This is a genomic window from Stenotrophomonas pavanii, assembly GCF_900101175.1.
In the GTDB taxonomy this organism is placed as follows: Bacteria; Pseudomonadota; Gammaproteobacteria; order Xanthomonadales; family Xanthomonadaceae; genus Stenotrophomonas; species Stenotrophomonas pavanii.
The window spans coordinates 258,140-277,990 of sequence record NZ_FNFQ01000004.1 but is presented as its reverse complement, the minus strand read 5'-3'; the positions used below and the strand labels follow the sequence as shown (position 1 = coordinate 277,990).

Below are 19,851 nucleotides of genomic sequence, written 5' to 3'. Positions count from 1 at the left end.
GCTCTACCAGGCGGCAATCCGACCGGTCGCCGTACACCCGGTAGGCGTCGACATTGGCCAACCCAACGGTGGGTAGTGCCGGCCGCTGGCCGGCAACCACGTGGTCACCCGGAACGCCCTGCGGAAGCCGGCCAGCGGCCGGCTCTACCAAGCGCCAATCCGACCGGTCGCCGTACACCCGGTAGGTGTCGACATTGGCCAACCTAACGGTGGGGTAGTGCCGGCCGCTGGCCGGCACCGAAGCCGGCCAGCGGCCGGCTCTACCAGGCGGCAATCCGACCGGTCGCCGTACACCAAGCATCAACGGTGATGCATCCACCAGCAATCAATCGCGTCCAACACGATGTGGATGATCAAACCGATGCCGAACAACCGCGTTTTCTTCGGCACGCACAGCCCGGCATAGACCGCAATCGCCGGTGCAGTGTGCAGCGGATGGAAACCGATGCTGCAACGGTTGGGCGCGTAGATCGGATCGGCCAGCAGGTGGTCCAGATCGATGATCCAGCCCAGCAGCATCAGCAGCCACGCCGAGGCAAAGCGCTTGCGCCAGAACAGCCATGCCAGCAGGGCTGGCACGGCGGCATGCAGGAACAGGTGGAAGATCGCGCGCGCGCTCATCGGCAACGGTGGCACCGGGCGGGCCCGGTGCCGTCCATCACACCAGCGGTTCGTCGGACAGGTAGGTGTAACCGGTCAGGCCGGCTTCCAGCGCGTCCGACAGTTCCTGCGCGCGTTCCGGCGACAGCTGCGCCGCAGCCACGCGCTGCGCATAGGTCGCACGCAGTTCGTCCAGGCGGTAACCCACGTAATCCAGCATCACGTCGGTGGTATCGCCGCGGCGCTGCTGGGTGATGGCGTAGCCATCGGCATCGGCCAGCACTTCCACCGCGTCGGTATCGCCGAACAGGTTATGGATGTCGCCCAGGATTTCCTGGTAGGCGCCGACCATGAAGAAGCCGATGCGGTAGCTCTCGCCGGGCTTCATCTTGTGCAGTGGCAGCGAGCTGTCCAGGCTCTCGTTCTCGACATAGGTTTCCACCATGCCGTCCGAGTCGCAGGTCATGTCGGCGATGATGCCGCGACGGTCCGGAGCTTCGTCCAGGCGCTCGATCGGTACGATCGGGAACACCTGGTCGATCGCCCACACGTCCGGAATCGATTCGAACACGCTGAAGTTGACGAAGTACTTGTCGACCAGGCGCTCGTTCAGTTCGTCCAGCACCGGGCGATGGCTCTTCTCGTCGTAGCTCAGGCGCGCACGCACGCCGTGGGCGATGGCGTAGAACAGGTCGTCGATGCGCGCACGCTGCGGCAGGTCGATCTGGCCCAGCGCGTAGCTGGCCAGGCCTTCGGCATGGAAATGCTGCGCCTCCTGGAACAGTTCCACCGCCGGGCGCACGTCCAGCTCGTCGTGGATCTCGCGCAGGTGGCGGATCGCTGCCGGCTCGTCGTCGTGCTGGTCCGGCACGCGGCCTTCCTGTGCCTCTTCCACTTCCGACACGTTGGCGATCAGCACCGCGTGGTGCGCGGTCATCGCGCGGCCGCACTCGGTGACGATGCGCGGCGGGGTCAGGCCGAACTCTTCGCAGGCATTGGCCAGCGGCTGCACGATGTTGCTGGCGTAGGAATGCAGGCCGTAGTTGATCGAGCAGAAGCTGCGCGAACGGGTGCCTTCGTAATCCACGCCCAGGCCGCCGCCCACATCGACGTGGGTGATCTTCGCGCCCAGGCGCGACAGCTCCACGAAGTAGCGGGTTGCTTCGCGCATGCCGTTGGCGATGTCGCGCACGTTGGAGATCTGCGAGCCCATGTGGAAGTGCAGCAGGTTCAGGCAGTCGGCGTACTCGGTGTCACGCAGCGACTTCCACAGGTCCAGCAGCTGGCGCGGCGACAGGCCGAACTTGGCCTTGTCGCCACCGCTGTTCTGCCACTTGCCGGCGCCCAGCGAGGCCAGGCGCATGCGCACGCCCAGGCCCGGCTTCACGTCCAGCGCCTTGGACTCTTCCAGCACCAGCTTCAGCTCGGACGGCTTCTCGATGACGATGAAGGTCTGCAGGCCCAGCTTGCGGCCGATCAGGGCCAGACGGATGTACTCGCGGTCCTTGTAACCGTTGCAGACGATCAGGCCACCCGGGCGCGACAGCGCCAGCACGGCCATCAGCTCGGGCTTGCTGCCCGCTTCCAGGCCGAAGCCTTCGCCGTGGTGGCTGGCCAGGGTGCCGGCCACGCCGCGGGTCTGGTTGACCTTGATCGGGTACACGGCGGTGTAGCCGCCGCTGTACTCCCAGTCCTGCTGGGCCTGGGCGAAGGCCGCCTGCAGCTTGCCCAGCCGCTGGCCGAGGATGTCCGGGAAGCGCACCAGCAGCGGCAGCTTGGCACCGGCCGCGCGCGCAGCGTCCACCACCTTGGGCAGCGATACCACCGGGCCGTCCGCCCCGGTCGGTCTCACCACCATGTGCCCGGCCTGATCCACGTCGAAGTAACCATCCGCCCAATGCGGGATCGAGTAGGTCTTGCGGGCTTGGTCGAGGGACCAATCGGTCATTTCAGTCGGCCTTGTTGGCAATAAAAGGGGGGGCATGATAACGCCTATATGCCCACAGGTTCGTTATCATGCGCGCCCGCGCCCGTGACAGGTTCCAACCTGAACGGGCCGATCCGTCCGGATGTGGCATCTGTGCCACGCGGCCCCGCCCGCCAGCCCGGCTCCACCCCTCCGAACAGGACCGTTTTCCCATGACTGACAGCAACAACTGGTACATCGAACACTTCGAGCGCACCGGCTCGGCCATCGGCTACCGCATCACCGGCAAGCTGGACGAGGTGCAGTCGCCGTTCCAGAAGATCGAAATCTTCCAGACCACCGACTGGGGCAACCTGATGACCATCGACGGGGCCATCATGCTGACCAGCAAGGACAATTTCTTCTACCACGAGATGATCAGCCACCCGGTGCTGTTCACCCACGCCGCGCCCAAGCGCGTGGTGATCATCGGTGGCGGCGACTGCGGCACCCTGCGCGAAGTGCTCAAGCACAGCGGCGTGGAGAGCGTGACCCAGTGCGATATCGACGAGCAGGTCACCGTGATGGCGCGCAAGCACTTCCCGGAACTGTGCGACTCCAACGATGACGCCCGCGCCGAGCTGCTGTTCGATGACGGCGTGGCCTACATGGCCAACTGCCCGGCCGGCAGCGTGGACGTGGTGATCGTCGATTCGACCGACCCGGTCGGCCCCGGCGAAGGCCTGTTCAACAAGGCCTTCTACGAGAGCTGCTTCAAGGCCCTGAAGGACGACGGCATCCTGGTGCAGCAGTCCGAGTCGCCGCTGATGCAGCTGGAACTGATCAACGAAATGCGCACCGAAATGGGCAAGGCCGGCTTCGGTTCGTTCAAGACCCTGCCGTTCCCGCAGCCGTGCTACCCCACCGGCTGGTGGAGCGTGACCATGGCGCGCAAGGGCGACAGCAGCTTCGACTTCCGCCAGGCCGACTCGGCCGCCAAGACCTTCAACACCCTGTACTACACCGCCGCGCTGCACACCGGCGTGCTGGTGACGCCGCCGTTCGTGCAGGCGGCATTGAAGGGTTGATCCAAACAAAAACCCGCGCTGGCGACAGCGCGGGTTTTTTCATGTTCCGGTAGTGCCGGCCGCTGGCCGGCAACCGCATGTAACGATCAAAGCGCCCAGATACCGGCGATCACCGCCACCACCAGGCCCCACTTGATCAGCTGGTAGGCCACCACGCTGCGCTCGCGCAGCGCCTTGGCCTTCAGGCGCACCTTGTAGACACTGCCGAACGCCTTGTTGACGCCACCGGTCGGGTCACCCGGCAGGTTCGGCGATGCACCACCGGCCAGCAGCGTGGCCGCCACCGCGCGGTTGAACAGGCCCGGCAGGCCGAAGCGCAGCGGGCGGGCGATGTCGCAGAACAGGATCACCCGGTCCTGCTGCGTCTCGTTGTGCGCATGGTGGATGTAGGTCTCGTCGAACATCATCCACTCGCCGTCGCGCCAGCTCTTCTTGATGCCGTCCACTTCGATGTAGCAGGCATCGTCGTTGGGCGTGCTCAGGCCCAGGTGCAGGCGCAGCGAGCCGGCGAACGGGTCGCGGTGCGGGCGCAGCTCGCTGCCCGGCGGCAGCTGCGCGAACATCGCCGCACGCACGTCCGGGATCGACTCGATCAGCGCCGTAGTCTTCGGGCACAGCGTCCTGGCCGACGGATGCGACGGGCCGTACCACTTCAGGTAGAAGCGCTTCCAGCCACGACGGAAGAACGAATTGAAGCCGGCATCGTTGAACGTGCTGGAGGCAGCGATCTTCTGCGCGTCGCGCAGCGCCAGCGCCTCGTCGCGGATCATCTGCCAGTTCTGGCGCAGCGGCTCCAGCTGCGGAAACTCCTTGCCCGGGTCCAGGAACGGCGTGGTCGGCACCTTCGAAAACATGTACATGACCACGTTGATCGGGGCCATGAAACTGGAATGGTCCAGCAGCTGGCGCGACCAGCGCGCGCGGACCTTGCCACGGAAGTGGATGTACAGCACGCAGGCCACGAACAGCGCTGCAATGACGATTTTGATGATCAAAGCACTTTCCTCCAGCCGCGGCCGGAACGGGAAACGGGGCGATGCACGGCCTGGCGGCCAGCACCGGTGGGGAACGCGGCAGGGGACGGGGACGTGCCGGAGGGGGGGCGGCCGCCGATGTCGCGGGTTAACAGCTTATGGTCGGCAGGGCGTGCGCCGGGGTCAAGCCGGACGTGCATGGCGTTCAGCGCGCCGCCGATGAATGGGCTGGAAGTGCGCCCAACTCATTGATCCAGCGGGGCAAACCTTATAAGTGATACAGAATTGTCCGATTCTGCGTGACGAACTGTTCCAGCCACGACCCCGACATTTCTCTGACAAATCGTGGAATAGCGAACTGGCGAGTACTAAAATTAACGAAAACTTAGTAACTCCCTGTAACACCGGTTCGCTTGACGCATTGCGCCACCCACCGGGTCGTCCGAGACCCCGACATGTATCTTCCTGCCCTGCCCCCCTCCTCCTGCGCCGATGGCGCCACCTCCCCGCTGCTGCTCAAGCGCGGCGAGCGTTTCCTGGCCCCCGACGTCTACCGCACCTGCCTGGACGGGCGCGAGGCGGTCATCAAGGACTATTCCCGCTACCGCGGCACTCCCGTTTCGCTGATCGCGCGGCTGATGGTGCGCCGTGAAGCACGCATGCTGCAGCGCCTCGGCGGCTGGAAGCATGCCCCCGCGCTGCTCGGCACCCTCGGTGGCCTGGCGCTGGGCATGGAGTTCATCCCCGGCCAGACCCTGAGCACCGCGCAGGCCGTCGGCAATGACGTGTTCGAGCAGCTGCAGCACGCGCTCAGCCGCCTGCACGCCGCCGGCATCACCCACAACGACCTGCACGGCACCAACGTGGTGGTCAGCGGTGGCGTACCGGTGCTGCTGGACTTCACCTCGGCCTGGCGCGCGCCTCGCTGGCTGCGCCGCAATCCACTGAGCCGGCAGATGCGCCGCAGCGACATGAAGAACCTGCTGAAGATCCGCCAGCGCGTGACCGGCCAGGCGCCGAGTGCCGCGCAGGCCGCACTGGTGGCCGATCCGGGCTGGGTCGCCGCCGTGCGGCAGGGCTGGAAGCGGTTCTATAAGTGGGCGAAGCGCCGGTAAGCGCCGCGTCTTTCGGGCGCGATTGATCGCGCGATCGGATGGGACAACGTCGTTGGGGCTGGACGCCCCGACGGGGATGATGCCTCGGCGGCAGCGTGCGCCCGACCAGGTAGAGTCGACTGTTAGTCGACTGCTCTTCGTTCCGAAGCCGGAAAACCCCGCGCTACGCGCGCAAGTCGACTAACAGTCGACTCTACCTCGTCGCATTCCGGCATCCCTGTCGTGTGCCGGCAGCCCGTGGCGCGCTTACAACGCGTCAGCGTCCAACTCACCGGTACGGATGCGCACCACGCTGCCCAGGTCGTACACGAACACCTTGCCGTCCCCAATCTTGCCGGTGCCGGCGGCCTTCACGATGGCCTCAACCACCGCCTCCACCTGGTCATCGGTCACCGCCACTTCCAGCTTCACCTTCGGCAGGAAATCGACCACATACTCCGCGCCGCGGTACAGCTCGGTATGGCCCTTCTGGCGACCAAAGCCCTTTACTTCCGTCACCGTGATCCCGGTAACCCCACGCTCGGCCAGCGCTTCGCGCACGTCGTCGAGCTTGAACGGCTTGATCACCGCCATGACCATCTTCATCGTCTATCTCCTGTCTTCCGGCGTGGAGGATAGCGCCTGAACGCGGCCCGTGCGAAGCCGCTGCCGCCTGTCCGGGCAGCGGGTGCCAGCAGTATCCTTGTGCCCGAATGGCCTGCCCGCGCCGGATGCACGGGCCCACCCCCACGGAGCACCCCATGATCGACCTGAATCAAATCGATGACCTCGCCCGTCGCCTCAGCGACCTGGTGCCGCCGGGCCTGCGCGAATCGCGCGAGGAACTGCAGGCCACCTTCAAGAGCGCGCTGCAGGCCGGCCTGGCCAAGCTGGACCTGGTCACCCGCGAGGAGTTCGAAGTGCAGCGCGCCGTGCTGCTGAAGACCCGCCAGAAGCTGGATGCACTGGAAACTGCCGTGCGCGAGCTGGAAGGGCGCGGCGCCGCAGAATGAAAAAAGGAGGCGCACCGCGCCTCCCGTTTACAGATTATTTCCCGGATGGGGCCTTGCAGCAAGGCCCACCGGGCGCCCTAGACTCGCCGGCCTGTCGATCCGGCAGGACAAGCAGGGGCAGCAGCGATGGCGCAGGACACTGAATGGACACCCGTTTCGCATGACACCTGCGACCAGGTCGCCGGGCCGTTCTATCACGGCACCCGCGCTGATCTGGCGGTGGGCGAGCTGCTGAGCGCGGGCTTCCGCTCCAACTATCGCGACAGCGTGGTGATGAACCACGTCTACTTCACCACGATTGCCAAGGGCGCCGGGCTGGCTGCGGAGATGGCCCGGGGTGAGGGGCGGCCGCGCGTGTATGTGGTGGAGCCGACCGGGCCGTTTGAGGACGACCCGAACGTGACCAACAAGAAGTTTCCCGGGAACCCGACGCGGTCGTATCGGAGTGCGCAGCCGTTGCGGGTGGTTGGGGAGATTGTGGAGTGGGAGCTCTACGACGGGGAGTTCGTTCGGCAGTTGAAGGCGTTTGTTGCTTCGGGGAGTGGGGAGATCATCAATTGAGAGAAGGAGAGACACGTGCTTTAGCCGACGGTGGATCAACGCAGCAGGTCGTCGAACGATGTCCGCTCTCGGCCAATAGCGGACGCTAACAGTGTCTCGAACAGGCCCAACCACGAATCTGCTTGGCATGGAACGAAGTATCGGGCCGAACCCTACTTGAACATCTCCAACAGATCCCTGTCTTCATGCCGCTGCTCCCACGTGGAGAGAAAACAGAAGTTCACACCACTTTGCATGGCAGCCTTCTGAAACCCGGCCAGTTCCTCCTTCGTAACCGGGTACTCAACCGGATCAAAGTGCAGAATCCCCCACGGCTTGACGAAAGAGAACCCGGGCATGAGTTCCGAGAAGATCGCCTTGAGCAGGGGCCGGATATTCGAGAAGTCCTTGATTGGGCCCGCGCGATTACCAAGGGCATGACACTGGCGACGGATGGTCCTGTCTCCACCGACCAAGCGCGCAGTAAAATGGTCCTGGTGCACTTGGACGTAGATCAGCTGGCGGCGAAAAATCCTCATCCTGTTCTCAGCTCCACACGCCTAATAGTCGTCCATGTGCCTGCATACCTACCCATCAATGCGTAGGCTGCGTCCGCAGCGCGCTTGAACCCCGCCGCAACAGATACAACGCAACCAGGAACGGCCACAGTGAGTTGATTGACGAGAACACGCGCTGGGTCAGCCCCCTGAATCCTTCCGGGTCCGCTCCCACCACGTTCAACCAGAGATAGACGATGCCCGCGATGCTCGCCACAGCGGTCACAGCGTACGCCCTTCGGTTGGCAGACCACGCGCTCAATTCGATATGCGACATCGCCGGTGCAATGATGTTTGCGATACCAATGGTATAGAAGCCGTGCATCGGATGGCCCATGGGCCAGAGCCCGTTGGTCAGCATGGAAATGCCAAAGACCAACCAGCAGATTGCACCTACTGCAAGCCGGCGGCCGGACTCCCGCCATACCCCGATGGAGAACGCCACGAAGCCGACACCGGAGCCGATGGCGGCGATCCTGCCGCAGACGCTTGCAAGCGTTGGCGCCTGCAGCAGCTCGCTGGCGTGCTGTGCAAGCGAGTTGTAGCCCGGCGCGAACACGGCGGCAACGCTGGTCCAGAACAGGAACCACGGAAGCGGGAGCAGACCCGCGGACAGAAGGAGTCGACTGCGGCGTAACACGTACAGTGATCCTTGTATTGGCCTGCGCCAGTGGGTGGAATCCGTTCAAACGCTACAAGACCGTCCTGCTGCGGGCAGGGCAGCCCCGCGTGACTACAGCAGTAGTCAGATTGCGCGCGGCACTCGGTAGGTTCAATAGGCAAGAAGTCATTTAAACCATCTCGCGGGTGTCGCAGCGGTTCGGTTGCATGAGCGATCACACATGCCCGATGGGCGAGTGCTGTCGCATTTGCCGCCCCTTACATCTCTGACGGAAGGTTCTGACGACTCCGTTCCAGAAGTGCCGCTGCGCCAAGCATGCCAAGGCTCTCGCCGCTTCCGGCGCTATGCGACAATGCCAAAAGCGTCTCGGGTTTTGGCGGCATTGACCCCTACCCGTTGGCATTCCGCACAACAGCAGGTAATCGTTACTGCGCCACCGTGCATCGGTGGTCGGGACTCGAAAACCCGTTGTTGTGATGAAGTTTGCGCTTGCCAGCCGGCATCACCTTGCGTGGTGCCGGCTGGCAATCCGTCTGCCGGCTATGGCGGGCGGGGCGTGGGGGCCTCGTGCCCACCGGCGATCATCACACACCGGTTTTCGAGCCACGCCCTGCCCGCCACCTTTATCGGTGGCGGCTTCCGCCTGCTTGCACGGAGCCCGCCATGACCACGCCGCAATCCCCGCCCTCGCGCCCGATCCAGGAAGCGCCGTCACGCGCTCCGACCCCTGCCCCCAACAGCCTCATCGCCATCCTGCACGCCATCGGCGCGGGCGCTGCTGCCGACGGCCAGCCCTGGCCCGAGCGACATCACCTGCGCAGCCGGCAGATGGCGATGTCCGACGCCGACTGCGCGGCAACCGGCCAGCGCATCGTGCAGGAAATCCTGCTGGCAGCCGAGCGCACCCGCCAGAACGGTGAGCCCGAGCAGTACGTGGGCGATCGGGTGATGGAGGGGCTGGTGATGGCCGATATGGCACTCACGGCCTTCATCCACGAGCGGATGCGTCCCAAGGACTGAGCGCGCGCTTACGGCGAGTACCTTTCTGCCTGTGTGCGGGGTGACGAATGAAGATGCACGGCCTGGCCGCTGCGGTGGTGTGCATCGCGGTGATCGGCGCGATGTGGGTGGAGTGGCCCGAACCCGCGGGCGATCAAGTGTGGGCCTACCAGAAGCTGCAGCCGGCCGATTACCGCCTGCTGCACAGTGATGCGCACGGCTTCGTGACCGCGAAGGCCCACGAGGGCTTTGAACTGCACGCGCGCCATGCCGGGGCGACGTCCTTCGAGATCCGGTGCAAGGGCGTGCTGGTAATGGAGGTGGAGAACGCGCCCTCGCGCGTGCTGATCCGCATACCTGCCGATGCACGGTGGCGGGCGCCTGATATTGAGCGCCTGAGCATCAGCTTCGAGCGGTGGCTGGATCTGCACCAGAGCCAGGGGCGGTTGCTGGTGGAAAGCGCGGGGCCTTCGTGGGTTGAGGCGCGGTTTGGGCGCTTCAATGGGTTGGTGCTGGATGAGCAGCGGTGCCTGTTTGGGGGCTGGGCCGCCATTGACCGCCCCCCCCCCCTAATCGGCCATTCGCAACAAATGTCTGGAGGAAGCGGCGCCTCCTGGGACTTACCCGCGCCAAAGGCGATGGTCCTGCCATCCAGTCGCAGCCCCGATGCTTCTCGTTCGGACTTCGGTCGTCAGGCCAGCCGAGAGGTGGGTATCGACACGTTCACGCCAATCCCTGAAATCAGCGGTCGTCGCTTCCAAAAGTCGGCGAAGCAGGAGCAACAGAAAGAAGCAACGATTCGGTGCGTATGGCGCCTCGCGCTCAGACCATCCTGCCGACCGTGGGCGAACTGCCGAAACACCGAGCTCCTTGTTCCATAACCTACTGTGGTGTGCAACGACGTTTCGCGCCACGCTGGTGACATGCAGCCAGTTTGCGAAGACTGGCGCGGCCAGCAGCATCTCCCCCGCAACAGCCTTCTGTTCTCTGGAGCGCAGCGCTTTGTAGAAACGAGAAAGCGAGCCGAGCGACATGACTTCTGTCGCCATCCAGATCGGTACTCTGGGGAATGCGGGTGAGGCGTACTTGTCCTTGTAGTGCCGAATAAACGCCTCCTTGGAGCGCGTCACTTCACTTTCGACGCCGCCGAGCCAATCCGCATACTCTTGCCCGGTGAATGCCAGATTGCGCGGCTCCAAATGGCCGAAGGCGCCATAGGCATGGGCAAAGTGGTACGTGAGCACGGTCCGCGTTGCGACCTCGATATGGCCAACGGCCTCCATTACCAGGTCTCGAAGGGCCCTATCGAATTCATAGAGACTGACCGCTTCTTCGAATGTCGCTTGAGCTCGGAAGCTGTCGCTACCGGACACACGCTGTGTGTAGAGATAGCCCATGAGGCGGTAGTAGCCAACACGCTGCAGATAGCGATTGGCGTTGGCGACGTCGCCGATGGCAAGCCCGCGCTGCTGGAGGAGATCCAACTGCTCCTGAATCGACAGGGGTGGTTTACGGTAGTGAGTCATCCTGACTCCAATCAGCGGGCAAAAAAAACCCGCCAATTTGAGCATGTCGCGAACTAGCGCGTCAGAGGCTTGGCGGGTGTGTTGGGTGAATTTTAGCGCCCCTTTTGCTTACCTTCAAGTAAATGTGTGTAGTTCCGTGAAATGTAAATACCTGTACGAAAAGCACTTCATAGGGAATTGTCTAGGATTTCCGCAGTCTCGCGGGCGCAGATCCAGTGAGGTGAAAGGCCGGCCCGGGCGAGCCGCAACGCCTATTCCTCGGCGTTGCTCCACTTGATGCCGGTCGAATTCCGTCACTCAATTGCAGAGACCAGCCGCCCGGGAGCTAGAAGCCAAACTTCAGCGGATCAATTGACTGCCAGAATCCTCCTAGTCCATTCACCAGCAACTTCCGATAGCCCTCGAAGAGCACCTGCCGCATCATCAAGCGCCCCTCCGCAGGAAACCACACATGAGCCTGGCGCTGGTCCACAGCCGTGCCCGCGCCGGGGTCGATGCCCCGCTGGTGCGGGTGGAAGTGCACCTCTCTGGCGGCCTGCCTGCCACCCAGATTGTCGGCCTGGCCGAGACCAGCGTGCGCGAGTCCCGCGAGCGCGTGCGTGCCGCCCTGCTCTGCGCGCGCTTCGACTTTCCGCAGCGGCGCATCACCTTGAACCTCGCGCCCGCCGACTTGCCCAAGGAAGGCGGGCGTTACGACCTGGCCATCGCGCTGGGCATTCTGGCGGCCAGCGGCCAGGTCGATCCGCAATCGCTGCTGCAGTACGAGTTCCTGGGCGAGCTTGGACTGACCGGCGAACTGCGGCCGGTGGCCGGAGCGCTGCCGGCGGCAATTGCGGCGGCAGACGCCGGGCGCATCCTAGTGGTGCCTCCGGGGAACGCCGCAGAGGCAGCTTTGGCCGAGCATGCCGATGTGCGGGTAGCGCGTACGTTGCTGGAGTGCTGTGCCGGGCTGGGCAATCCGCGCCTGCTGCCACCCGTTGAGCGCGTGGACACGACGCCGTTGCCGCTACCCGATCTGGCCGACGTGCGCGGGCAGGCGCATGCGCGGCGCGCGTTGGAAGTGGCGGCCGCCGGTGGGCACCATCTGTTGTTGATCGGCAGCCCTGGCTGCGGCAAGACGCTGCTGGCCTCGCGCCTGCCCAGCCTGTTGCCGGATACCGAAGAAACCGAGGCACTGCAGCTGGCCGCGATTGCCTCGGTGAGTGGCGAAGGGCTGGACCCAAGACGATGGCGGCAGCGGCCCTTTCGGGCACCGCACCACAGTGCCAGCTCGGCCGCATTGGTAGGCGGCGGCAATCCGCCCTGCCCCGGCGAGATCTCGCTGGCCCATCACGGCGTGCTGTTTCTGGATGAGCTTCCAGAGTGGAACCGCAGCGCGCTGGAGACCCTGCGCGAGCCACTGGAGTCCGGCCACATCCGCATCGCCCGCGCGGCACGCAGTGTGCAGTATCCCGCGCGATTCCAGCTGGTGGCGGCGATGAACCCCTGCCCGTGCGGCTGGGCCGGTGACCGCAGCAACCGCTGCCTGTGTAGCGAAGAGCGTATCAACCGTTACCGTGCGCGGGTGTCTGGTCCGTTGCTGGACCGTATTGACCTGCATATCAGTGTGGCGCGCATGGACGCAGTGGAGTTGCGGGAGAGCACGCCGCTGGGGGAGCCCAGTGCTGCGGTACGTGCACGGGTGGAAGCCGCCCATGCCAAGCAGCAGGTGCGTGGCGGGCTCAACGCACATCTGCCGCCGGCGGCACTGCGGGCCTGTACCCGACTGAGCGAGGCAGATCAGGACATGCTGGAACAGGCCATCGAGCGCCTGCAGCTGTCAGCGCGGGCGATGCACCGGATTCTGCGGGTGGCGCGCACGATTGCCGATCTGGCGGGTTGCGAGGGTATCCAGACCGCGCACCTGGCTGAGGCGATCGGCTACCGGCAATTGGATCGGGGAAAGCCGGGGGTATGACGAAAAATCACATCAGGATGAAGAAGGCGCGCCGCGTCTCGTCAAACTGCATGCTATTTACCGAAAGGACGCCAATGTCAGGCAATAGCCCACGAATGTGACGCTCCCATACCTCCGAAGGCACCGCGATGTCAGCATCCACGGCATAAATGCGATACACCGGCGCGTAGTCATCCCGTTCGTCTTCGAACGGACAATCGAGCACCCAACGCTTTGATGCGCTATCGGCTACCAGCATCATCCGCGGCAGGTCATGGAATCCGCGATACGCGAGGATGCGGTACTGCCCCGGAAGAAGAATCATCGGAATTCTCAGCAGATGCGCGGTCAGCGGCCGCGTCTGAACATTACACCTCGCTTCGCCAGCAGCGCCACCCGACGGCTGACCAGCGCGTGCAGCTCCGCCAGCTCCGACGCCCGGCCAGCCGTCATGTTGCCGCCGAACAGCACCCGCGACAGTCCGACCGCGTCGCTGTCCTCCGGGTGCTGCCAGCGGTCCCGGTACACCTTCTGGCACACCAGCCAGGCCCGGCGCAGCCCACCGCCGGGCAGCGGGCGGACCACGCGTTCGTAGACCTGCCAGAACTGGTATTCGCCCTGCAAGTCGATCGCCGGCGCCACGGAAAGCGCCTGCCGCGGCCGTCGTGGGCCGCCGATGCCGAACAATCGGGTTGGCGGGGTGTGCTGTGCCATGCCGACAGGATGACCCAGCAACATTGTGGGAACCTTGCGTCGCTGCCAGAAAACCCCTGTTGTTTGCGCAAGGCGGGTTTCTAGGCGGGTTTTGGGGGTCAGAGCCCTTTGCTGCGCAAAGGGGTCTGACCCCGATCACGGAGGGGCTCTGCCCCCACCCTCGCCGCCTCAGAACGCCATCGAGGTGCTGAACATCAGCTGCCGTGGCGCGCTGCGCTGCAGGGTCTGGTAATCCCCCGAGAACGACGAGCCGGCGATGGTGGCGGTGCCGATGTTGTGGCGGTTGAACAGGTTGCTCACGTCCAGCCGCAGCTCCAGGCCGGGCACGGCGCTGTCGGCACCGAAGCGGTAGGCGGCATAGGTATTGACCTGCCAGAACGTCGGCACGCGGATGTCGTTCTCGTAGGTGAAGGGCTGGCGCAGGTACGAGGTACTGGTGGCCCCCAAACGCCAGTCACCGAAGTGGGCGGACAGGTCGCTGACCAGCGAGATCTGCGGGTAACCGGGCTGCGCGTTGCCCTTGATCGGGTACACCGTGTCGCCCACCACGAAATCGCTGTCGTAGTACGAACGGGCCACGGCCACGCCCTGATAGAACTGCAGGTGGTCGGTCAGGTCGGCGGTGATGCCGAGGTCGGCGCCGATCACGTGCATCTTCGGCATCAGCCGCACGGTGTTGATCTGTGCGAACTGGGTGCCGATGGCGGCCGACAGCAGGCGGTTGCGGATGTCGTTGTAGAACACGTCGCCAGTGATCGTCAGTCGGTCGACGCGATGCGACGCGCCCACGGTCAGGTTCCAGTTCTTCTCCGGGCGCAGCGTGCCGGCCACGCGGTCGAACTCTTCCTGGTCGGTGATGGTCCACGCAGAGGCGGTGTAGCCGATGTTGCCGCGCTGGGCGACGCGGTAGCCGTTCATGGTGTTGGCCAGGTCGATGAAGGCATCGGTGGATTCGGTCGGGCTCCAGAACAGCGAGACATGCGGCAGGAAGTTGCTTTTCGCGCGCAGCGTGCCGTTCACCGGCCGGTCCTTGGCATCGCCGAGGCCGCCGCCGCTGGTGCGGAAGTCCACGGCTTTGAATCCAACGCCCAGCTTCAGCGTGTCGTTCAACACGATGTCGTCCTGCAGGTACAACTGGCGCGAGCGGGTCACCCAGCTCGATGCGTTGTCGGTCTTGAACGCGGGGCCGTACACATCGAACGGGCCGATGGCCTTCAGCGGCGGGCCCTCGCCCAGCAGCGGCTGCTGGTACCACTCGGTCTTGGCCGCGGCCTTGCTCTTCTCCTGCCAGAAACCGGCGGTGACGGTGTGCGCGCCCGCCTCGAACTGCAGGTTGAGCATGCCGCCCAGCCGGTTGAGGCGCGGCGTCTGCACCTGTTCGGAGAACGGCGCGCCGTTGGGCGAGGGCACGTTCGGGTCGGTGAGCGTGGCCTGGGTGTGGCTGTTGGCGTTGTACAGCTGCACGTTGCCGCTCAGCGCAGGGCTGATCTGGAAGCGATGGTTGATCGAAGACACCCGGTCGCGGGTGCTCTGGCCGGTGTCGTACGGAATCAGCCCGGACAGTTCACCACAGGAGTAGGCGCCGCAGGATTTGTCTGCGTTCTCCGGCGAGGCCACGTAATACGCCCACGCATAGTCCGGATAGAAGATGTCGGCCTTCCAGCCCAGCTTGCGGATCATGTCGAAGGAGATGTTGTTGTAGCCCCAGACCTGGGCCTTGCTGTCGGAGACGAACACGGTGAAATCGCCCCACGCCACATCCTGCTGCAGCTTCAGGTCACCGCGCAGGAAGTTCTGCGTGCCCTCACCCTGGTACTTGTCGGCGGACACGCGTTGCAGGTCGACCAGCACTTTCGGGCCATGCTCGCCGAGCTGGCCGCTCTGCCCGGATACGGTGGTGACCAACGTGCTGTTGCTGCCCACGCCCTGCTTCACGCGCAGGCTGGGCGTGTCCTGCAGGTCGCGCAGCCGGTATTCCAGGCTGCCGCCGTTGACGCTGCTGGAGAACACGCTGACCGGTGCGCCACCGGGGCTGACCGTGATCGCGCCGATGCCATCGGGCACGCCCACGTTCACCACACTGGTGCCGGTGAGCGAGAGGAAGCCGTTGTCGTTCAGCGGCACGCCTTCGAAGGTGATGCCCATTTCATTCATGCGGAAGCCGCGCACGAACAGGCTGGTGGCCGAGATATCCAGGCCCAGCCCGTCGGTGGCGGTGTAGCTGGCGCCCGGTACCTGCTTCAGCATGGCCAGGCCGTTGTTGCCGGTGACCATCGCGTCGAGGTCTTCGGCCTTGATGATGTAGCGGTTGGGGCCGACCACCTGGGTCGGTGCAACGGCGGCGCCGCGCGGCGTGGCGATGACCTGCAGGGCGTTGAGCGTGGTGGGCGTGTCGAGCGTGGCGTCGTGCGTGTCTGCGGCGTACGCAGGTGCGGTGGTGGCCGCGATGATGGCCAGGGCGAGGCGCGTCGTGGGTGGGGTGTTCATGGCAGTGAATCCGTGTGCAGGGAGAGAGCGGCGCAGGCGCACGCCCAGCGCGTTGCAGCACCGGTGTCGGCGCCTGGCTGGCGATGCGGCTGCGTTGAAGGCGTGACGGCGCGGTGCGTGCCGGTCAGTGGCAGACGAAGACGATCATCTGCCGTGGGATTCGGTGGGGTGATTTCGACGTGCGGAATTCTTGCATCGCACTGCCGCATTCGCCATTGCGCGGTGGTACAGCGCCGATGGCGATGGGGATGGGTGGGCTATACGTGGGTATAGCTCCGGCGTGGTGGGGGCCGACCTTGGTCGGCGCTCGTGTGCCAACCAAGGTTGGCACCTACCAGGGCATAGGGACGCGTGGCCCATCGCCACGCTGGTACCGGCGTATTGCAGCATGGTCAGGTCGTTTTCCTGGTCACCGATGGCCATCACGTTGGCGCGGTCGATGCCCAGGTGCTCGGCCAGCGTCTGCAGGCTCGGCCCCTTGCCGGCCCGGTGGTCGAACACTTCCAGGAAGAACGGTGCGCTCTTCAGTACCGCGAAGCGCTCGGTCAGCGCGCTGGGCAGGCGCGCGATGGCGGCATCCAGCACCTCAGGTTCGTCGATCATCATCAGCTTGATGAAGGACATCGACGGGTCCATGTCTTCCACGCGGCGATACGACAGCGGCATCCGCGAAAGATGCGAGTCGGCCACGGTGTAGTAGCTGATGTCCTGGTTGGGCGTGTACATGCGCTGGCTGTCCAGCGCCTGGAAGTGCACGCCCAGGTCGCGGGCGACCTGTTCGCAGAACAGGAAGTCGTCGAAGCTGAGCGGATACGCGACCACGGTTTCGCGCGTGCCGATGCGCTGCACCAGGCCGCCATTGCAGGCGATGCAGTAGTCGTCGTTGCCGGTGATGCCGAGCTCGTGCAGGTACGGCGCCAGGCCCGGAACCGGGCGCCCACTGGTCAGCACGATGTGCACGCCCAGCGCCCGCGCCTGCGCGATGGCCTTCCGGGCGCGGGGGGTGAGCTGGTGCGACGGGTCCAGCAGCGTGCCATCCATGTCGATGGCGACCAGTTCGATGGTCGATTGCCTGCGGCCCATGTCCATTGCGTTCAACTCGTGCGGGGCACGCCAGTTTACCCCCTCATGCCCGGTTCACCTCTTTGCCCACGTTGGCCGGGATACTGCAGGAGCCTGTGCGTCCCCCACCGCAGGACGGCCCGCTGACCGCCCTTCCCTGGAGAACCTTGCGACGCATGACCTACCGTGCCCCCGAAACCAACGACAGCGCGCCTCTGGCCCAGCAGATCGAGCAGATGATCGAGGAGCTGCCCGGCGACCAGGTGCGCGTCGGCACCCTGCTCAGCGCGCTGGGCGATGAGGGCCTGCTGCTGATCGTGATCCTGCTCTCGGCCATCTTCATCATCCCGGTGTCGATTCCCGGGCTGAGCACGGTGTTCGGCGCCTCGATCCTGCTGATCGGCCTGAGCCGTGTGCGCGACCGCCCGCTGTGGGTGCCGCAGAAGCTGGCGCGCCGCGAGATCGCCACCGACAAGCTGAAGGCCAACCTGGGCCGTGCGCTGAAGTGGGTGCACCGCATGGAGCGGCTGTCGCGGCCGATGCGGCTGGCGGTGATGGTGCGCTCGAAGAAGATGATGCGCCTGAACAACCTGATGCTGGTGTTTGCGACCCTGCTGTTGATGGCGCCGGCCGGGCCGATTCCCTTCAGCAACACGCTGCCGGCGTTGGCGCTGATGTCGTTTGCGATTGGCTTCATCCAGCGCGATGGCGCGGCGGTGGCGGCCGGGTACGGCTTCGTGGTGGCCACGGTGGTGTATTTCGGCGTGCTGCTGGGCGGCGTGGGATTTGCCGCCGAATCGGTGTTCAGTGGGTTCCGGGCACGCTGAACCCGGTGGTTGAGCCGACGGGGTGGAGTCGACAGGGTAGAGTCGACTGTTAGTCGACTGCTCTTCGCTGCTCACAGGAAAAGCACGCGCTGCGCGCGCGAGTCGACTGACAGTCGACTCTACCGGATGTCCTTCGGCCGTGGCTCAACGCTACACAGCTACTTGGCTGAGACCCGCCACACCACGTCGCCCACGTCGTCGGCCACCAGCAGTGCGCCCTCGGCATCCATGGCCATGCCGACCGGTGCGCCCATCAGGGTCTTCTCGTCCTTCGAGGTGAACCCGCTGACCACGGTCTGCGGCCGCCCGGTCGGCTTGCCGTCCTTGAACGGTACGTACACCACTTCGTAGCCGCTCAGCGGCGAACGATCCCAGCTGCCGTGTTCGCCGATGAAGGCGCCGCCGTGGTACTGCGCCGGCAGTGCCTGGCCGGTATAGAACAGCAGGCCCAGCGGCGCCACGTGCGAGCCGATGGCGTAGTCCGGCACGATCGCCTTGGCCACCAGGTCCGGCCGCTGCGGCTGCACGCGCTCGTCCACGTGCTGGCCGTAGTAGCTGTAGGGCCAGCCGTAGAAGCCATCTTCCTTCACCGAGGTGAGGTAATCCGGCACCAGGTCGGCGCCGATCTCGTCGCGTTCGTTCGCCACCGCCCACAGCGTGCCGGTGCTCGGCTCCCAGTCCAGTCCGGTCGGGTTGCGGATGCCCGACGCAAAGATGCGGCTGCCACGGGTAGCTACGTCCACCTCCAGCACGACCGCGCGGCGATATTCGACGGCCAGGCCATTTTCAGTAATGTTGCTGTTGGAGCCGACGCCCACGTACAGCTTGCGGCCATCGCGGCTGGCCAGCAGTTCCTTGGTCCAGTGGTGGTTGATGGTGCTGGGCAGGTCGGTGAACTCGCGGCCCTTGTCGGACATGCGGGTTTCGCCGGGCACGTAGTGGTACTGCATGATGTTGCCGGTGTTGGCCACGTACAGCGTGTCGCCGATCAGCTGGATGCCGAACGGCGAGTGCAGGCCTTCGATGTAGACGTGCTGGGTCCAGGTGTTCGTGCCCGGCGATCGGCGCAGCAGGGTGACCCGGTTGCCGCCCTTGCCGGCCTTGCCCGAGCGCGCCTTCACCTTGCCGGCAATCCACTGCTTGGGCGTGGTGACCGGCTCTTCGCCGGGGCCGTTGCCTTCCACCACCAGTACATCGCCGTTGGGCAGGGTCAGCAGCCGGCGCGGGTGCTGCAGGTTGGCGGCGATGCGCTCGATCTTCAGGCCTTCGGCCACCGTGGGCGACTGGCCGTCGGCCCAGCCCACGCCCTTGGGCACCTGCATCGGCGGCATCAGGAAGTTGGCCGGCTTGGGCAGTGGCGGCTGCGGTCCCGACTGGTCGGCCGGATGGTATTCGGCCTTGCCGGCGCAGGCCGAGAGGGTGGCGGCCACTGCCAAGGCGGCCACGGTGTGCAGGATGTGCTTAGCCAAGACGACCTCCCTGCAGCACCGGCGGCTGCAGCGACAGCAGGATCAGGCCCAGCGCGATAAGGGCCACGGTCAGCGCCGACAGAATCGTGCCCGGCACCGCAACGGCGTACGCATCACGGCTGTGCACGAAGGCGTTCCAGATGGCCAGCACCACGGCGACCAGGTTCAGGAAGAAGTCGATGCGGTCGATGCGGGTGGCCGTGCCGTTGCGGCGCCAGACCGCGAACAGGTTGATCAGGCGCGGCACGATGGCGATCAGCAGGCCGAACGTGATCAGCCAAGAGGCGGCCTTGCCCCACATCACCTCGGCGCTGTTGAGATAGATCGCGTCGAAGACCAGTGCGCCGACGAAGAAGCCGAAGGGTATCGGATTCAACAGGCTGAACAGCGTGGTGCCAAGGCCGCGATGGGCCTGGGCGAGCGGATTGACCATCATC

General features: G+C 65.1%; 19 protein-coding genes and 3 pseudogenes. 8 read left to right on the top strand and 14 right to left on the bottom strand.

All coding sequences use genetic code 11. From position 1 onward, the window contains the following. From BLS66_RS20835 to speA, 3 genes and pseudogenes are all read right to left on the bottom strand, one after another. Positions 1–202: pseudogene (locus BLS66_RS20835) on the bottom strand (hypothetical protein); the annotation flags it as partial. A gap of 98 nt (positions 203–300) precedes the next feature. Next, positions 301–621, bottom strand: coding sequence for a DUF6122 family protein (locus BLS66_RS09860; RefSeq protein WP_005411369.1), 321 nt, complete (start codon positions 619–621; stop codon positions 301–303). 37 nt (positions 622–658) lie between these two features. Next, positions 659–2,548, bottom strand: a complete 1,890-nt coding sequence (speA, locus tag BLS66_RS09855; protein WP_049471482.1) for an arginine decarboxylase — start codon at positions 2,546–2,548, stop codon at positions 659–661. Positions 2,549–2,739: 191 nt separating this feature from the next. On the opposite strand from speA, the gene speE reads away from it, so the two are divergent. Then, positions 2,740–3,594 carry a polyamine aminopropyltransferase gene (speE, locus tag BLS66_RS09850; RefSeq protein ID WP_049471480.1) on the top strand — a complete coding sequence of 285 codons (855 nt, stop codon included), beginning with the start codon at positions 2,740–2,742 and terminating at the stop codon, positions 3,592–3,594. A gap of 86 nt (positions 3,595–3,680) precedes the next feature. Here speE and BLS66_RS09845 read toward each other — a convergent pair whose 3' ends face one another. After that, a complete protein-coding gene (locus BLS66_RS09845; RefSeq protein ID WP_074725788.1) occupies positions 3,681–4,586 on the bottom strand; it encodes an aspartyl/asparaginyl beta-hydroxylase domain-containing protein in 906 nt (301 codons plus the stop codon). Between the two features lie 437 nt (positions 4,587–5,023). On the opposite strand from BLS66_RS09845, the gene BLS66_RS09840 reads away from it, so the two are divergent. Then, complete coding sequence (locus BLS66_RS09840; protein WP_057494345.1) at positions 5,024–5,683, top strand: RIO1 family regulatory kinase/ATPase domain-containing protein; 660 nt, start codon at positions 5,024–5,026, stop codon at positions 5,681–5,683. A gap of 246 nt (positions 5,684–5,929) precedes the next feature. Here the strand turns inward: BLS66_RS09840 and BLS66_RS09835 are convergent, their stop codons facing one another. After that, the gene (locus BLS66_RS09835; RefSeq protein ID WP_005411374.1) at positions 5,930–6,268 is read right to left on the bottom strand and encodes a P-II family nitrogen regulator; all 339 of its coding nucleotides are present in this window, start codon (positions 6,266–6,268) and stop codon (positions 5,930–5,932) included. A 155-nt stretch (positions 6,269–6,423) separates the two neighbouring features. Here BLS66_RS09835 and ubiK point away from each other — a divergent pair, with 155 nt between their 5' ends. Continuing rightward, positions 6,424–6,675 carry a ubiquinone biosynthesis accessory factor UbiK gene (ubiK, locus tag BLS66_RS09830; RefSeq protein WP_005419983.1) on the top strand — a complete coding sequence of 84 codons (252 nt, stop codon included), beginning with the start codon at positions 6,424–6,426 and terminating at the stop codon, positions 6,673–6,675. 126 nt (positions 6,676–6,801) lie between these two features. Beyond that, positions 6,802–7,236, top strand: a complete 435-nt coding sequence (gene arr / locus BLS66_RS09825) for an NAD(+)--rifampin ADP-ribosyltransferase (RefSeq protein WP_074725771.1) — start codon at positions 6,802–6,804, stop codon at positions 7,234–7,236. 152 nt (positions 7,237–7,388) lie between these two features. On the opposite strand, the gene BLS66_RS09820 is transcribed toward arr, so the two are convergent. Together BLS66_RS09820 and BLS66_RS09815 are read right to left on the bottom strand one after the other, a co-directional pair. Continuing rightward, positions 7,389–7,754, bottom strand: coding sequence for a hypothetical protein (locus BLS66_RS09820; RefSeq protein ID WP_074725770.1), 366 nt, complete (start codon positions 7,752–7,754; stop codon positions 7,389–7,391). 55 nt (positions 7,755–7,809) lie between these two features. Further along, positions 7,810–8,412 carry a DUF998 domain-containing protein gene (locus BLS66_RS09815; RefSeq protein ID WP_074725769.1) on the bottom strand — a complete coding sequence of 201 codons (603 nt, stop codon included), beginning with the start codon at positions 8,410–8,412 and terminating at the stop codon, positions 7,810–7,812. A 645-nt stretch (positions 8,413–9,057) separates the two neighbouring features. Here BLS66_RS09815 and BLS66_RS09810 point away from each other — a divergent pair. Together BLS66_RS09810 and BLS66_RS21070 are read left to right on the top strand one after the other, a co-directional pair. Beyond that, positions 9,058–9,414 (top strand): hypothetical protein, encoded by a 357-nt coding sequence (locus BLS66_RS09810; protein WP_074725768.1) that lies wholly within the window; start codon positions 9,058–9,060, stop codon positions 9,412–9,414. A gap of 47 nt (positions 9,415–9,461) precedes the next feature. Next, positions 9,462–9,949 (top strand): annotated as a pseudogene (locus BLS66_RS21070) (cold-shock protein). 64 nt (positions 9,950–10,013) lie between these two features. Here the strand turns inward: BLS66_RS21070 and BLS66_RS21065 are convergent. Further along, positions 10,014–10,790, bottom strand: a complete 777-nt coding sequence (locus tag BLS66_RS21065; RefSeq protein WP_425513289.1) for an Abi family protein — start codon at positions 10,788–10,790, stop codon at positions 10,014–10,016. Between the two features lie 580 nt (positions 10,791–11,370). Here BLS66_RS21065 and BLS66_RS09795 point away from each other — a divergent pair. Further along, complete coding sequence (locus BLS66_RS09795) at positions 11,371–12,876, top strand: YifB family Mg chelatase-like AAA ATPase (protein ID WP_074725766.1); 1,506 nt, start codon at positions 11,371–11,373, stop codon at positions 12,874–12,876. A gap of 7 nt (positions 12,877–12,883) precedes the next feature. On the opposite strand, the gene BLS66_RS09790 is transcribed toward BLS66_RS09795, so the two are convergent. The 4 genes and pseudogenes from BLS66_RS09790 to yidA all read right to left on the bottom strand — a co-directional run. Beyond that, positions 12,884–13,180 carry a hypothetical protein gene (locus tag BLS66_RS09790; RefSeq protein ID WP_049468896.1) on the bottom strand — a complete coding sequence of 99 codons (297 nt, stop codon included), beginning with the start codon at positions 13,178–13,180 and terminating at the stop codon, positions 12,884–12,886. 23 nt (positions 13,181–13,203) lie between these two features. Beyond that, the gene (locus tag BLS66_RS09785; RefSeq protein WP_074725765.1) at positions 13,204–13,593 is read right to left on the bottom strand and encodes a hypothetical protein; all 390 of its coding nucleotides are present in this window, start codon (positions 13,591–13,593) and stop codon (positions 13,204–13,206) included. A gap of 144 nt (positions 13,594–13,737) precedes the next feature. Beyond that, a complete protein-coding gene (locus BLS66_RS09780; protein ID WP_074725764.1) occupies positions 13,738–16,056 on the bottom strand; it encodes a TonB-dependent receptor in 2,319 nt (772 codons plus the stop codon). Positions 16,057–16,404: 348 nt separating this feature from the next. Beyond that, positions 16,405–17,145, bottom strand: a pseudogene (gene yidA, locus BLS66_RS09775) (sugar-phosphatase); the annotation flags it as partial. 149 nt (positions 17,146–17,294) lie between these two features. Here yidA and BLS66_RS09770 point away from each other — a divergent pair. Continuing rightward, positions 17,295–17,945, top strand: coding sequence for an exopolysaccharide biosynthesis protein (locus tag BLS66_RS09770; protein ID WP_057494367.1), 651 nt, complete (start codon positions 17,295–17,297; stop codon positions 17,943–17,945). A gap of 158 nt (positions 17,946–18,103) precedes the next feature. Here the strand turns inward: BLS66_RS09770 and BLS66_RS09765 are convergent, their stop codons facing one another. Together BLS66_RS09765 and BLS66_RS09760 are read right to left on the bottom strand one after the other, a co-directional pair. Next, positions 18,104–19,414: a PQQ-dependent sugar dehydrogenase gene (locus BLS66_RS09765; RefSeq protein WP_074725763.1), complete on the bottom strand. Its 1,311-nt coding sequence runs from the start codon at positions 19,412–19,414 to the stop codon at positions 18,104–18,106. Continuing rightward, positions 19,407–19,847 carry a DUF2231 domain-containing protein gene (locus tag BLS66_RS09760; RefSeq protein ID WP_074725762.1) on the bottom strand — a complete coding sequence of 147 codons (441 nt, stop codon included), beginning with the start codon at positions 19,845–19,847 and terminating at the stop codon, positions 19,407–19,409. The genes BLS66_RS09765 and BLS66_RS09760 overlap by 8 nt, the downstream gene beginning before the upstream one ends. Between the last annotated feature and the right edge of the window lie 4 nt (positions 19,848–19,851).

What these genes read in the sequence shown, in the direction of transcription:
- BLS66_RS09860 (WP_005411369.1), bottom strand. Translation starts at nt 621, where the DNA reads ATGAGCGCGCGCGCGATCTTCCACCTGTTCCTGCATGCCGCCGTGCCA.
- speA (WP_049471482.1), bottom strand. Translation starts at nt 2,548, where the DNA reads ATGACCGATTGGTCCCTCGACCAAGCCCGCAAGACCTACTCGATCCCG.
- speE (WP_049471480.1), top strand. Translation starts at nt 2,740, where the DNA reads ATGACTGACAGCAACAACTGGTACATCGAACACTTCGAGCGCACCGGC.
- BLS66_RS09840 (WP_057494345.1), top strand. Translation starts at nt 5,024, where the DNA reads ATGTATCTTCCTGCCCTGCCCCCCTCCTCCTGCGCCGATGGCGCCACC.
- BLS66_RS09835 (WP_005411374.1), bottom strand. Translation starts at nt 6,268, where the DNA reads ATGAAGATGGTCATGGCGGTGATCAAGCCGTTCAAGCTCGACGACGTG.
- ubiK (WP_005419983.1), top strand. Translation starts at nt 6,424, where the DNA reads ATGATCGACCTGAATCAAATCGATGACCTCGCCCGTCGCCTCAGCGAC.
- arr (WP_074725771.1), top strand. Translation starts at nt 6,802, where the DNA reads ATGGCGCAGGACACTGAATGGACACCCGTTTCGCATGACACCTGCGAC.
- BLS66_RS09820 (WP_074725770.1), bottom strand. Translation starts at nt 7,754, where the DNA reads ATGAGGATTTTTCGCCGCCAGCTGATCTACGTCCAAGTGCACCAGGAC.
- BLS66_RS09810 (WP_074725768.1), top strand. Translation starts at nt 9,058, where the DNA reads ATGACCACGCCGCAATCCCCGCCCTCGCGCCCGATCCAGGAAGCGCCG.
- BLS66_RS21065 (WP_425513289.1), bottom strand. Translation starts at nt 10,790, where the DNA reads ATGGGCTATCTCTACACACAGCGTGTGTCCGGTAGCGACAGCTTCCGA.
- BLS66_RS09795 (WP_074725766.1), top strand. Translation starts at nt 11,371, where the DNA reads ATGAGCCTGGCGCTGGTCCACAGCCGTGCCCGCGCCGGGGTCGATGCC.
- BLS66_RS09790 (WP_049468896.1), bottom strand. Translation starts at nt 13,180, where the DNA reads ATGATTCTTCTTCCGGGGCAGTACCGCATCCTCGCGTATCGCGGATTC.
- BLS66_RS09785 (WP_074725765.1), bottom strand. Translation starts at nt 13,593, where the DNA reads ATGTTGCTGGGTCATCCTGTCGGCATGGCACAGCACACCCCGCCAACC.
- BLS66_RS09780 (WP_074725764.1), bottom strand. Translation starts at nt 16,056, where the DNA reads ATGAACACCCCACCCACGACGCGCCTCGCCCTGGCCATCATCGCGGCC.
- BLS66_RS09770 (WP_057494367.1), top strand. Translation starts at nt 17,295, where the DNA reads ATGACCTACCGTGCCCCCGAAACCAACGACAGCGCGCCTCTGGCCCAG.
- BLS66_RS09760 (WP_074725762.1), bottom strand. Translation starts at nt 19,847, where the DNA reads ATGGTCAATCCGCTCGCCCAGGCCCATCGCGGCCTTGGCACCACGCTG.